At 32.8% G+C, this 14983-nt stretch carries 9 protein-coding genes; 5 read left to right on the top strand and 4 right to left on the bottom strand.

What is annotated here, in order from left to right; translation table 11 throughout:
• The first annotated feature begins 66 nt into the window (after positions 1-66).
• From TD18_RS00985 to TD18_RS00975, 3 genes are read left to right on the top strand one after another with little or no spacing between them, the layout of a single operon-like run.
• Complete coding sequence (locus TD18_RS00985; RefSeq protein ID WP_040247280.1) at positions 67-3156, top strand: membrane protein; 3090 nt, start codon at positions 67-69, stop codon at positions 3154-3156.
• Positions 3156-4373 (top strand): hypothetical protein, encoded by a 1218-nt coding sequence (locus TD18_RS00980; RefSeq protein ID WP_040247277.1) that lies wholly within the window; start codon positions 3156-3158, stop codon positions 4371-4373. The genes TD18_RS00985 and TD18_RS00980 overlap by 1 nt, the downstream gene beginning before the upstream one ends.
• Positions 4367-5884: a glycoside hydrolase family 2 TIM barrel-domain containing protein gene (locus TD18_RS00975; RefSeq protein ID WP_040247275.1), complete on the top strand. Its 1518-nt coding sequence runs from the start codon at positions 4367-4369 to the stop codon at positions 5882-5884. Before TD18_RS00980 ends, TD18_RS00975 begins: the two co-directional genes overlap by 7 nt.
• Here TD18_RS00975 and TD18_RS00970 read toward each other — a convergent pair.
• From TD18_RS00970 to TD18_RS00960, 3 genes are all read right to left on the bottom strand, one after another.
• Positions 5874-7079, bottom strand: coding sequence for a glycosyltransferase (locus tag TD18_RS00970; RefSeq protein ID WP_040247272.1), 1206 nt, complete (start codon positions 7077-7079; stop codon positions 5874-5876). The genes TD18_RS00975 and TD18_RS00970 overlap by 11 nt on opposite strands.
• Positions 7080-7207: 128 nt before the next feature.
• A complete protein-coding gene (locus TD18_RS00965) occupies positions 7208-8455 on the bottom strand; it encodes an oligosaccharide flippase family protein (protein ID WP_040247270.1) in 1248 nt (415 codons plus the stop codon).
• 28 nt (positions 8456-8483) lie between these two features.
• Positions 8484-8762 (bottom strand): hypothetical protein, encoded by a 279-nt coding sequence (locus TD18_RS00960; protein ID WP_052460985.1) that lies wholly within the window; start codon positions 8760-8762, stop codon positions 8484-8486.
• Between the two features lie 153 nt (positions 8763-8915).
• On the opposite strand from TD18_RS00960, the gene TD18_RS00955 reads away from it, so the two are divergent.
• On the top strand, positions 8916-10979 hold the full coding sequence (locus TD18_RS00955) for a tetratricopeptide repeat protein (RefSeq protein WP_040247268.1): 2064 nt from the start codon (positions 8916-8918) through the stop codon (positions 10977-10979).
• A 101-nt stretch (positions 10980-11080) separates the two neighbouring features.
• Positions 11081-12148 (top strand): methyltransferase, encoded by a 1068-nt coding sequence (locus tag TD18_RS00950; protein WP_040247265.1) that lies wholly within the window; start codon positions 11081-11083, stop codon positions 12146-12148.
• Between the two features lie 145 nt (positions 12149-12293).
• On the opposite strand, the gene TD18_RS00945 is transcribed toward TD18_RS00950, so the two are convergent.
• The gene (locus tag TD18_RS00945) at positions 12294-14897 is read right to left on the bottom strand and encodes a DUF6923 family protein (protein WP_040247264.1); all 2604 of its coding nucleotides are present in this window, start codon (positions 14895-14897) and stop codon (positions 12294-12296) included.
• Positions 14898-14983: the final 86 nt, after the last annotated feature.

Raw genomic sequence — 14983 nt, 5'->3', positions numbered from 1 at the left:
GACTAATAACTGACTGGCTATCTTTATTATATATCTTTACATTATCAAAATTGACAACTATTTCTAATGAAAGAAACAACGAATAAATATTTAATTGTAGCTCTACTTTTAGGTTTAGCATTTCATGGAAGTTCCATCTTTTTCACTTTGGAAACAACTTATGATGCGCTAATTCATTTATTCTTCGCTGACCATTATGCCAATAGTTGGTTTGAACCTTGGAACTACAAATGGTATACTGGATTTACAGTGATGAGTTATCCTCCACTAGTACATCAATCTATTGCGTTACTGTCTATGATTGGTGGTTTAAAGTTTGGACTTTTTACTGTTGCAATAATTAGTATCCTTTTATTTATTACAGGTGTTTATCGCTTCTCTTTATTAATCACGGGAAACAGAACAACTGCAGGTTACGCAGCCTTGTTAGCTGTATTTTCTTCTTCATTTGTTGAAACACTTCATCTTTTTGGTCAATTACCTAGTATTGTAGGTATTTCAGTTTTAATGCATGCCTTACCCGAAATTTATTTGTGGCTAAAGACAGGTAAGTACTGGTATTTAGCCACCTCCTTATCCCTCATAGCTGTAACCGTTACATCACATCATGTGACTCCAATTTTTGGAATGATTTTCTTTATTTTCCCTTTAATAGGCATGGTAATTATGGATGTATCTCGTGAAAGTGTGGACACCATAAAAGCCGTTACCATTAGAGTGTTTATACAAAGTTTTCTCAAACTTTTAAAACGTATTATAAGCTTTGGACTATTATCTCTTATCATCATAATAGGCTGTATACTACCGTATTGGATTAATTCAAAAAACAATCCTATTACTCAGGTTCCTATTCCGCATGGTTCACGTGATAACTTTTTAGAAATTACGTCTTCTGGACTAGTGTTTTTTATCATTCCTTGGGGCATTTTACTAATCCTATTACCATATTTATTTTACAGATATTATAGCAAACGCTATTTGTTTTTCGGATTATCATTCACCTTATTGACGATATTAGGAACTGGAGGAACAACTGCCATCCCCAAAACGATACTTGGAGAAACTGCTTTTAATATTTTAACACTCGATCGCTTTACGCTTTGGGCTTCCATTATGGCTTTACCTATTATGGGTGAATTCGCTTATCGTTTTGTTCAAGGTGATTTAAAAACTTTAATTCAGTCTAAATTTGGTGCCGTGTATCATAGAATAATTGGCGGAATACTTGCTGGTTTATTTATTTTTATGACCATTTTCACAATGAGCCTTAGTTATTTCAGGCCATCACAACCTGATACAATTAAAATGCTCCCAATCGTGAATTTCTTAAATCAAGATAACCATGATCAATGGCGATTTCTAACTTTAGGCTTTGGAGATCAAATGGCTTGGTTAAGTGCGCAAACGAATGCAATGACAGTTGATGGAAATTATCATTCGGCAAGACGACTTCCAGAATTAACAACTAGACCTATAGAACGTTTAGAGAATTCAAAATTTAAAGGCGTTGCAGGAATTGGATCTTTGCAACAATTTTTAACAAGGCCTGAAAAATATAATCTTAAATATATTTTTTCTAATGACAAATTTTACGACCCGATCCTTTATTTCTGCGGCTGGCAACGTTTAAGACAATTAGAAAATGGAATCATGGTTTGGGAACGCTTAAACATTCCGCCTGTCTCTTCGATTTTACCCAAAGATGATGTTGCAAAATGGCAAAAGATACTTTGGGGTACGATACCATTATTAACAGTATTATTGGCCTTCCTTCTTAACATACACATGTTATGGATCAATGCTTTAAAAACGAAATTTAAAGCATCACCTGCGTTTTTAAACTTTAAACATGACTATTCAAAATTCTCGCCTACAGTTTTAAAAGTTACTCATATTTGGTCTCTTGTCCTTGCATTATTAGTCTGTTTGGCCATGTATCAATTTTACATCAAGAATGATTCGCAACACAATCCTGAAAATGCAATTATAGCCTACTATGATGCATTAGATTTTAAAGAATTTGAGACGGCTTTTAATTTGATAAACCCAAATAGCAACATGACCATTTCCCAATACATGCTTGAAGTCTCTGTTACCGATGGTTTACTAAGTAGTTATGCAAAGCTTGATGCTATTGAAACTATGGTGACTACACAAACCAATAACATGGCGACTGTAAAAGTAATTACAAAATGGATTACACCGTTAGAAAAGATTAATAAAGTAGACTACAAAATATTGTCTAAACTCAATGGCAAATGGTATTTAGAACCTGATCAACTCAATACAGATTTACCACCTGACCAATTATATTCAGCTAATTCAACCAGTTATCATAATCAAGGTCGTAGACGTATCACTACAGAACAAACACATCATGAAGATGTTTTAAAACAGCCTGTTTTAGAAGTGCTTTCCGCTAAATTAGTTAAATACGAAAACCACTATGCCATAGTTGGAGAAATACAAAATATAGATAATGTTCCTGCAGATGTCGTGCTAAAAGGAACACTCTATAATGACGTCAATAAAGAACTCGCTAGTTATAATGCTAAGTATCATATGAAGCATAAGTTAATGCCAAAAGAAACTACTGCATTTAAAATTAATTTTGAAGGTATTGCTTGGTCTAGAACGAAAGACTCGATTCCAGACACATTTAATCCTGATGAATTTACTCCTGTAGAATTTGAAGAACAACCAACAAAATTCAATTTACAAGCCGCAGGTAATGTTTCAGGTTCTGATTTATTTAAAAACTTAACACTAAGTAATATTGAGATTTCTGAAAAGGAAATTAACGGACAATTATTTAATAGTGGATTACAAGAAATTACAATTCCGCAATTATTAATCACATATTATGATGAACATAAAACCATACTGTGGGTAGATCACCTGTTTGTAAAAGAAGGCATTAGACAACAACGAAAGCAAGATTTTGAATATGCCATTCTTAATGAAAGCAAGGTTAATGTCATTAATGATATTATGGATAATATTTATGTCAACGGTCTTCCAAACGACCAAATTTCGAGGAAGATTATCTCTAAACGAATAGATAACCACGCTAATTCAGAGTTGCAACCAGTCTCACATCCAAATTATAGCTTTATTAAAATAGAAACTAATTCTTATATTGGCAATCCTAACTAATGAGAGTTCTACCTGCATATTTATTTTTACTTGTATTGATATCCTTATCATCTTTTGCGGCTATCAAACAAGCTGATAAGGCTTCAGAAATAGAGCTTCAAACTGTACAAACTGAATTTATTGCAGGGCATAAAATCACATTACGTTTTTCAAATTCTGAAGGCGTAGAACCCTTGTTGTATTGTACAAATAGTTATGGTTCAACTTTAATTCGACCGTATATAGAAGGAGGTATTTTAAATTATTCTATTCCGAAACATATAACTCAAAAAAAAGGAATAGTTAGTTGGAAATTGATTCATGGTAACATCTCTCTTTCAGGACAATTTACCATTAAAGCCAAACCAGAAGTTGCCTCTATGGAAACGTATATTGGTCCGCCAAGTATACAAGCTGGAGGAACAGATTATACCATGATGGTGGTTATACCAACCGACGCTTTAGACAACCCTTTACCAGAAGACACAACCGTTAAAACCAAGCATCAGTTTTTAAGTACTGAAATTAGTGATACGATAAAAACCAAGCATTTAGTCGCCTATAAAAACATTTATTCTAAAAAAGAAAGCGGACGAATGCTAGTGTCTTCCGAATGTTTAAATATCAATTCAAAAGAATTTACCATTAATGTAATGCCCGCAATTCCGGTAGGATTTTCAATTTCTGCAAAACGGCCTCATGGGTATGCCGATGGGAATCAAATTACAACATTTGAAACGTCAATTTTAAAAGATAAAGACAACAATATTGTTAGTGATGGCACTTTTGTAACTTTTAGTATATCTAACGAAAAAAATAACATCTTAAAAACTTACGGGAGCACGATTAATGGTATTGCTACAGCCAAAATGATTCATCCAGATTATGGTTCACATTGGCAAATTCAAGCTTATGTCATTGGAATGGCACAAAGCAATATTTTAAGCCTAAACTATAAACAAGCAATTTCTGATTTTGAAGTACAATTTTCAGAAAATAATAGAGTAATCACTATTGGTCCTTTGAAAAGTTTTATGGATCAAATGATACCAGATGGCTTATCTGTAAAACTTCAGATTTATAAAAACAACACGACTATTGAGTCAATAAAAACAACCTCTGCAAATGGTTATGCTCAATTTAAGTTAAAACCAGATCTTGTAAAAAACGATGATTATACAATCGTTATTCAAACTGCTGGATTAGAAAAAACATTTAAAAATACAACGCTATGGTAAACCTCAATAAGAATATACTACGCGTTATAATAATAGCCTCCTATATCATGATTGTTGCTTTAGTAATTTCAGGAATTAGTGCTTTGTTGGGTTACCTAAATACAGGAGCTGATAGAAGTACAATACTTCACACAGAGTTGAAGAAAATAGATCAATATTCACCATCTGTTGTTTGGTCACCACTGACCAATGAAGGTCGTTTTATGGATAATGAAAACCTAAAAGCAATTGAAAACAATTATTTAGATGCATGGTACGTAAAACATATTGCCTATAAAACCAACACAACTGAAGGCATCAAAGACTTTTATACCGATAATGCACGTAAAAATCTGTATGAATTTATTGCGTCTAATACTGCTGAAAACATTAGCATTGAATCTACAACCTTAGAGCATCATCCAACTCTAGAGTTTTTTAGTGAAGATGGACAATTAGCTATCATCACAGACCATGATGTTGTGGAGTACAAACGCGTATTTAAAGATGAATCCCTTGTGTTAGAAACCACTGAAACCTCAACCTATAAAGTTGTACTTTTGTTAGAAGATGGATTTTGGCGCATCAGGCATCAGGTGAAAGAAACAACTCAGGAAACTGAAAACGTAGCTTTAGCCTTGAACACAAAACATCTTGACATTCAAGGCATTAATTATTATCCGCAAGATTCTCCTTGGGATATGTTTGGCGATTCGTTTTCTGAAGCAATTATTTCTAAAGATTTCAACATCATTAAAAATGCTGGATTAAATATGGTTCGGATTTTTGTTCAATATGAAGATTTCGGCAAAGCAAATGTTAATCCAAAGAAATTAGAAAAACTAAAACGCACCTTAGATTTAGCTGAAGCTTCGGGATTGAAGGTCATGATTACTCTTTTTGATTTTTATGGTGATTATTCAGTTATGGACTGGACACTTAATATGCGCCATGCTGAAACCATAGTGTCTACTTTAAAACATCACAGTGCACTTCTTGCTTGGGATATTAAAAATGAACCTAATTTAGATTTTGAATCTAGAGGGCAACACAATGTGACCTCATGGCTTGAGAACATGATTAACCATGTTAAATCTATTGACAACATTCATCCTGTAACCATAGGTTGGTCTAATACAGAAAGTGCTACGATTCTTAAAGACAAGGTTGATTTTATAAGCTTTCATTATTATGAAGATGTAAACCAATTAGAAACTTCAATCCATGCATTAAAAAGAGAAATCCCAAACAAACCTATAGTGATGGGAGAATTTGGAATATCATCTTATAGTGGCTTTTGGAAACCTTTTGGGAGTTCAGAAGAAGACCAAGCCAACTATTACAAAAAAGCCCAAGAAATCATTGCAAAAACAAATATGCAATATATGTCTTGGACATTATACGACTTTACTGAAATACCAAAGGAAGTCGTTGGTAGACTTCCTTGGCGTAAAAATGCTCAAAAGCATTATGGGTTTATTGATAAAAAAGGAAATGAAAAAGAATCCTTTACATATATCACTAAGCAATAGACGATTCTAATTTTGCCTTACTAGTTATTATAGTTTGAAATGCATTCAAATACATATCTGTAATTTTAGACATAGGAAATGCAGTAGCGGCTTTATAATTTGCTTTTCCTAAAGATATTCTATAAGTTTCATTGGTTACAATAGCTTCGATTGCTGTTGCTAAACTTTCCACTGAAGTTGGCTCAAAAAACTCACCTTGATAACCTTCATCTTTAACCAACAACGCTAAATCTCCCAAATCTGGCATCACAACGGCTTTTCCGTAACTTCCTGCTTGATGCAAAACGCCAGAGCTTCCTGTTGTAGATGTATATGGAAACACAACAACCGCACTTTCATTAAACAATGTTGGCACCTCATCTTCTTCAACATAACCTGTAAATCGAACTTGAGGCACATGTTTATAATCTTCCTGAGCCTTAGCTAAATATCCTGGCACATTTGGATTGTCTGTTCCTGCGATTACAACTTCTAAATCTAATCCTGAAGACGCGCGAACCAGTTCTACTGCTTCAATCATAGCTTCTACTTTTTTGTAAGTTCCAAACTTTCCAAAAGTCATCACTTGTAATGGTCCTTCAGGTATGGTATAATCGGGATGTTCTTCAGTAATTTCAAACGTTCCATGTGGAATTAACTGGACATTCTTCGCCTTATATTTTTCTTCTAAAATGCTAACATATTTATGCATGGTTACTGCAACGGTATCTGCTTGAAGAATTAATTTCGTTAAGCTTGTTCCTATAAATCCATAAACTTTTTGCATAAATTTATTAGTGGTGAATCCAGCAGATCCTAAATCGACTTCTTCTAAAATATTATGTAATAATACAATGTTTGGAACACGTTTCAATTTACAAACTAACGGTAACATCAAACCTAAAGCTGCAGCGATTTTTTTATCACCAAATTTCATGAATTGTAAGTTAAACAGCACTGCATCTGGTTTTGAAGTATGAATTGCTTTTGTGACCTTGATAAGGTTAGTGTAGCTGTTAAATGACCAACACTCTTTCACTGTTATTTTACATCCATCTTCAGTAAACGCCAAATCTTTCGCGCCTTCAGTTTTATCTGTTAGGAGTATAATTTCAGAAACGGTATCTTTTTGTCTAAACTGTTTTACTAAATGGAAAGCATATTCATTTAAAGTGACTTTACTTGGTGGATATGCTGTAACGATTGCTAACTTCATGGTCGTATTTTTTATGTGTGTTTTATAATTGATACTACAAATTTGCACTATAAATCTGAGTAAAATTGACGAGTGTAGACAGGATGCTTTTTACTATAGATGAATGGAAAGAAGCTTGCGATTTAGCTTTATGAAGATTTCGATTTAGAATCAAAACTGAAATAGATCATTTGAAATAGTAATAGCATAAACATGGCTACAATTTGCATATGAACGACTTGTTCTAAACTCTCATGAAAGAAGATAACCAATCCCATTTGAAGCAGTCCGAAGAGACCTGATAAAATTACTGGTACATACCGATCTAAAGACAAATAGTAATACGCAAAAATGTTTGAGATGGCAAAAACTCCGGTTGCCAAAGCATATTTCCATAGTAATGGTGCCATTGCTAAATATTGCTCCCCAAATAATAGTGTGATTGCTGTTTCAGGGAACAAAGCACAGGCCAAAATAATAGTCAATGCAATGACAACAATATACCCAACATATTTAAATAAGACTGGAGCTGTTGCCTTCCCTTCCTTTTTAAGTTGAACTACTGTTGGTAATAATAACATAACAAACATCCAGGCAATAAAATAAACAATACGACCAATTAAAGCTAAAGATGCATACAAGCCTGCTTCATACGATTCAAAATAATGTTTTACTAATAGAATATCACTATTGTTTATAATGATTTGTGTCAGTTCATAAAATGCTGTAATGATGAAAAAATTTCGAACTTGCTTTGATTGTTCTCTTTCAAGTGATACCGAAGTTTTGAAGCGTAAATTTTTAAGTTCAAATGGCACTAATCCAAATCCGAAAGAGATTAATATTCCAATAGCTATAACCACTGAAGATTGAACAGTAAACAAAAACAGTAATACTAATGTAATGCCTAATCTGCTTAACATTTCAGCCTGATAAGTAACCGATAACTTTTTAAAGGATTTTTGACCTTGATAAATGCCCCGATTCACACTCATTAGAAAATATAGTGGAACACCAATACCAAAAATGACAAACATGGTCGTACTTGAAGTATGAAAAACCTGCTGCAATTGATTTGAAAATACTATGATTAAAACACCTAAACCAACACCAACAATTGTAGCGTTTTTATATATTCTGGAAATGAAAGTATTGAAAATATTTTTTTCAAAAACGACAGAGAATTTTGCCGTCACCAATTGAAACGTCATGGCAACAAATGACAAAACCAATAAAAAGGTAATTAACACTGCTGCATCTGCAAATTGTTCAGGACCTAAAACACGTCCTAAAATGAGATTGTACAAATAATTTCCTCCATTTACAGCCAATACACTTAACATAAATAACTGTTCTGGAGACAACTGTTTGTTTTTAATAATTGAAATAACTTGCATAGCAATTGTGTTTTAAAATGTTATCTTCTTAAGCAGCAAATGAACTTTTATAATCATCATAAATCTCTTTACATCCATTTCCAATAACCGAAAAGATATGGTTAGAATGTAAAGCCAAACGCATCAAAGCTTTAAGCGCTTCTACTCCGTTGTGGTCAATAACATCAACTTTATCAATATTTACAGTCACATCTTTCATGGATTTGATAATATGTTCAAAGTGTATAATAAACGATTTGGTGTTTGTTGTAGTTAAACTTCCATGTAATTGAAATGTTCCGTTTTCTTCTAAAATTTGTAAAGCCATAATGGTAATTTTTAAGTGATTATGTGTTTAAATCTGACGCTAATATCTTAACATATTCCTTGTATACCCTTTTGATTTCGACGGATGGTAGTTTGCTGTAGATGAATGAAGTGGTATTCGTCCGTAACTTGCAGTTATACAAATCTAACAGATATGAAGACTTTAAAATCAGTAATTATAAGTATGCTTTTACTACTCTTTTTTATGAGTAATGCACAAGAAATGCAAGAAGGATTTACCTATTTAGAAACTGGACAATATGCGCAAGCGGAAACTTTTTTTGAAACGATATTAACTGACTATCCAGAACATAAAACAGCTCGGTTATGTTACGGAAGAGCTATTGGGTTAAATGGTAATGCTGAAGCAGCTAATGTAATATTTACAAATCTTTTAAATGATTACCCAAACGATTTTGAAGTGAAGTTAAATTATGGTGAATCCTTATTATGGAACTCAAAGTTTAAAGCTGCCAAATTCTACTATTCAGATTTAGTTACTGAATCTCCTCAAAGCTTTCCTGCACTATTAGGTTATGCAAATACCTTATCTAATTTAAAGGAATATGATACTGCCTTAACTTATGTCAATAAAGCATTAGATGTTTTACCTGAAAACCCAAATGCACTGGTTTCTAAAAAGTATATCTATTTAGGTTATGCTTATCAAAATCAGCAAACACAAAATTATGATAAAGCCGAATTATTATTAACCAAAAACTTAGAGTTGTTTGGAGAAGACAAAGAAACTTTATTAAACCTTGCTAATCTGTATTTGATTTGGAATAAGTTAGATGATGCAAAGGCCACTTATGAAAGATTAGGAGAAAATAATGACAATCAATTAGAATCATTAAACGGTTTATCTTTGGTGTCGCATTTAAATGAAAAAGATATCAAGGCATTACAAATTAGCCAACAAGCTTATGATAGTTTAACATCTGAAACCGAAGCGAAGCAAATTCAACAAACTACAGAACGTCATGTTCAAGCTTTAATTTGGAATAGAAAGTATAAGCAAGCTGAAAAAGTAATCAATATGTTAATCGAAAAAGAGTCAAATGAAAATTGGATATTAGCTTTAAGAGCAACATTAAATGTTTACAAAAGTAATTTTAAAAAGAGCCTTGAAGATTATAATAGAATCTTAGTAAACGATAGTACATCTTTTGATGGAAACCTTGGAAAAGCCAATGTTTTAAAAGCTTTAGGGTTTTATGATGATGCGTATTCAGCAGCAGAGCAAACATTAAACATTTACGATAATCAAAAAGATGCTGTTAATTTCATCAACCAATTGAACATTAATTTTTCTCCAACTTTAGATTCACGAGCTGCATATACATTTGATAATGGCGACAACAACGCTTATTATTTTAATACTATGGTCGCATTTCCATTATCGACTAAACTGAAAATATTAGGTAATTATAATTATAGAAATACTACAAATACATTCACTAAGAATAGTGCGAGTTCTAATGATTTCTCAATAGGCCTATCTTATCAATTACTAAATAATGTAACATTTAATGGTACAACAGGATTAACCTCAGCAAAAGCAGAAAACAATGATTACACCCAATTACTAACCGATGTGTCATTTAATATCAAACCATTTAAATTACAAACTTTAGATATTGGTTACAAAAGCGAAGTGCAAAGTTTTAATGCCGATTTGTTAGATCGTGAGATCATTCAAAACAACTATTATGCAAATTATAATTTGAGTACAAACTTTAACTTAGGTTGGTTTACACAATATATGTACACCTCACAAAATGATGGCAACAATAGAAATTTACTATTCACATCGCTGTATTACAACGTACTTCGAAAACCATCTTTAAAAGTTGGATTCAATTATCAATACATCACGTTTAAGGATCAAGTACCAACGATTTATTTTAGTCCCGAACGTTTTAATGCAGGAGAAATATTTTTAAATCTCATTAAAGATGAAAACACAGCTAAAGCAAAACAATGGTTTTATGAATTAACAGCTGCTACTGGTGTACAATTTATTGAAGATGATGAAAGGCAATCCACATACAGATTTCAGGGAAAGTTAGGTTATAAGTTTTCAGAACGCAGCATGTTAAATCTCTATGGAACACATAGTAATATCGCTTCAGCTACAGCTTCTGGTTTTACCTTTACTGAACTTGGCTTACGGTTTAAATGGCGTTTATTTGACGGACCAGTATTTAGAAAATAAGGTCGATACGACACGTACTTTATCAATCATATATAGATATCTGTAAATCACAGTAATAAACAGATGGGATTGCCTACCTTATCAAAAAAGGAAACCAATCTATGATTACTGAAATTCAAGTCAACAAACCAGAGCCTATTCTCGTATTTAAAAAACTAAATTATTTAAAACATGGAATTGAAACGAGCTCTACAATTAAAGGTTTAACAGAAGGAAAACCCATACACATCAAAGAATTTTATAGTGACGGAATAAGACTTCTAAAAGATTTACACCAGTATCTAAAACGAATCTTACCAAACACATCTTACCTTGAGCAGAATGCGTATCGAGCTGAATATCATAAACTCTCAAATTTAATTTTATTAGAAATTGTTGATCAAAAACTATGTGCTAAGAAGTCTCCGAGCATTGGCTGGTTGAAAATGTTTTATCCTGAAAACAATCATTTCTTTCTAACCTTTCCTCAAATTCAAGGATTAAATAGTGCTTGGCAATGGTATAAAAATGGTGTTTCGATTCCGGTATTACGCAATAAAATGCATCCTTATTACGGCACATATTTTCCTACCCGTTTTGAACATTTAGTACTATTTGATAATTGGCTCAAACGCTATACAGGCCTGAAAAAGTCTGCCATAGAAGTTGGTATTGGTTGTGGAGTATTATCCTTACAAATGGTACAACACAACTTTCAAAAAGTATATGCAACTGATATTAATCCTAATGCCATTTTTGGATTAAAAGAATTTATGGGAACTTCAAAGCTCTCTCGAAAAATTGAGCTGGATGTTGCTCATCTATTTGGTAAATGGGAAAAGCAAACTGAATTAATTGTATTTAATCCACCTTGGATGCCTAAATCTCATGATTTAGAAAGTATTGATAGGGCTATATATTACAATAAGACCTTATTCTTAGATTTCTTTATTGCTGCAAAAAAAAGGCTCTTACCTGAAGGAAAATTAGTATTGATCTTCTCAAATTTAGCACAAATCACTAATGTCACGAGTAAACACCCAATTGAAATAGAATTAGCAGAAGGCAATAGATTTCAATTGGAAAAATGTTTGAAAAAATCAGTAAAAGCAGCTTCAAGTAAAACTAAACGAAACCAATATTGGCGCTCTTCAGAAGAAGTTGAATTATGGATTCTAACACATATTTGAGTTTTCATATGAACATGTTAGAATAATTAATTCGGAAATGAATTAAAATCAAAAAAAGGCAAAAGCGTAAGCTTTTGCCTTTACCTTAAAACACCTTAGTTACAAATCTCCTGTCTAAGATGCAATAAGTAATCAGCTATAGGGATTATCTAGCTATCAATTTTAGGGGATTATAAAGGTTATGCTGACTTATTAATTTGGCGATGTATAGACCTGAACGAAACAGTTGTTTGTTTAATTGAATTTTATTGGTCCCAGGTGTTGTTCTATAATTGGTTTGAAACACAACTTTTCCTAATTGATCATATATTACAAATTGAACAGTTTCCGTTTTATTCGTAGTAAACTGAATAGTTGTCTTAGAGGTCATTGGATTTGGGTAGGCTATCATTTGGTTTTGTTCCAATTTAGAACTAACAACAGATAACGCATCTTCCTTTGAAAAACGTAAATCATTTAACGTTAACATTTTTGTTTCTGTCATTCCAGATTCAGACACCATGGTAAACACGATTGTAACTACATCGTTTAATACTAGTTCACCTCCAATTGCAGATGTAAAACTCGATATTGGCAATGCATAATCTAATAAGTTAGATGATAAATCAATAGTTGTTTTAAATTGATTTTCCCAACTAGAAATACTTTGTTTTACTAAGGTAATTTCTAAAGTCCCTGTGCCTTCAGCTTGAAATTTCAAACTATTGAAAAAGGTTAAATCTACGGCCTTAAACCTAGGTGTTAACGCTCTGTATGCAGCAACATAGGTATTTGTACTTGCATGTAATTGCACGTTACGTTCAACAGGAAATTCATCGGTTTCAAAATTAAAAACATTTGGTAGTACGTCATATGTCGATACTGTTGTACCCGCTTGCGAATCATCAATTCCCCATGGACCATCAGACATAAATAAATCATCTGGTGTTGCTATGCCATCGCCAATTCTGAATCCGACATCAAAAAGGTTACCAGTTTCTACTTGAAGGTTTGTAATGTAGTTGGAATTCAAATCAATTGTAGAACTCATGTTATCAAATTCACTCGTTTCTGTTATTCTGAAACCAGCATCAAAGGTTACATTATCTGTTGCATTTGTATTAATAATTTGTAAATCTAATGCACCATTTGTATATCTTCCTTTTCTAACAAATACGGTTGGTGCTGATGAGTTGTTATAATCTGAAATTGGTTTTTCAATGTTAATCAAGTTAAGAACTTCTTCTCCTAAACGATATAAATCATCCATAGAGTTTGACCAAATCTGAAAGTTATAAAATGTCACGTCTTGTTCGTACTGATCTAAATTCCAGTGACTCTCGATGGCAAAGTTTTCATCGTTATTAATCACTTTTGCTGATAAGCTTAAAACAAATTCAAAAGTTCCATCTACATTTTTTATAATTGATTTAATAAATGACTGCTCATTAATATCTATAGTTGACACCGAAATTAATTCTGCTCCTAATAATCTATCACATATATATTTGGTGTGCTCGTAAACGCCATTCTCGGTTTTTAAAGCCAATATTGAAGCTATCGGACTGCCGTTTTTGAGATAATCTACGGCGTATATATCTGTAGCATTCGTTATGCTCAATAAATCTGAAGGTGTTGACTCAATAACCTCATCTTCATTAATAGTTTCGATAGGAATAAAATCTTCAAGAGTAAATGAAGAGTTCGCATTGCGTTGTGCATAACTATTAGATTTCTCTATTCGTCTTGCTGAACTCATATCAAATTTAAAACTTGTTTTAGCGCGATTAAAGTTTCGCTTATTAATTTGTTCTGAAAGTCTATTATTACTTTCAAGTCCTCCAGCGTTTCCTCCTGAAGTTGGTGGAACAATCACTGCACAATCGCCAAAACCAGAACATGACGGATCTTCACAATCAATAAGCCCGTCACCATCATCATCAATTCCATTATCGCAAATTTCCTGAAGTACAGGAGCTGTTGGACAACGAGCTCCATCATTACTTGAACTTGAAGGTCCGAAAGCGAACAAATTAGAATTCATTCCTCCGTTTACAGTTAAATTCTGAACACTTTGAATGACATATATAGTTCCTGTTTGATTTGCTGAAACATAAAAGCGACCGTCTGCATCAAAATAAACTGCACCATATGTGTAGCTTAATCCTGATAAGATTGGCACTTCGCCGATAGCTTGAACGTTTCCATTTGAAGGATCGATACGATATAATATGTTAGAATTCTTCTCAACTGTATACATCATGCCGTCTACAGCATTGAATGCCCAATCATGAACATTTATGTTTTGAGATAAAGTTTCTGTAGCCTGATGTTGAATATAGTTTTCAGAATCTGGATTAAGATCAATTTTGTAATACGTTGTCCCACCGCCTTTAAGATAATAGATCCCTTCACTACTAACGTCACCAACATATCTGTTACTTGTTGGTAATTCTTCTATATAAAACGTTGTTGTTGTAAAGTTTTTACCAATACGAACAATAGATTTTTCCGGAGACGTTAAAGATCCCCAAATAAAGCCGTCAGCAGGATTATAAGCTGCTGCATTAATGTTTCCTGTTGTTACATCTGCCGCAACTTGATATGAATTCCCTGAAGCTAAATCTATAGCGTACACATCATTAAATTGAAATAAGTAAGCGTTGTAATCACAATTGAATGGAATATCTTGAGCATTTGTGATTAAACTTATCAAAAAATATCCCAATACAATTAATAGATTTTTTATCGTGTAAAATTTACTCATCATCTTATCTTTTAGATTCTGAGGCAAATATATCTTGTTAGGGCAGTGTATTAATTGATTTTCGATTGACACAAAGCTTAGAACGTTGG

This window comes from Psychroserpens mesophilus (assembly GCF_000826645.1).
Classification (GTDB): domain Bacteria; phylum Bacteroidota; class Bacteroidia; order Flavobacteriales; family Flavobacteriaceae; genus Psychroserpens; species Psychroserpens mesophilus.
This window is presented reverse-complemented; position numbering and strand designations above follow the sequence as displayed.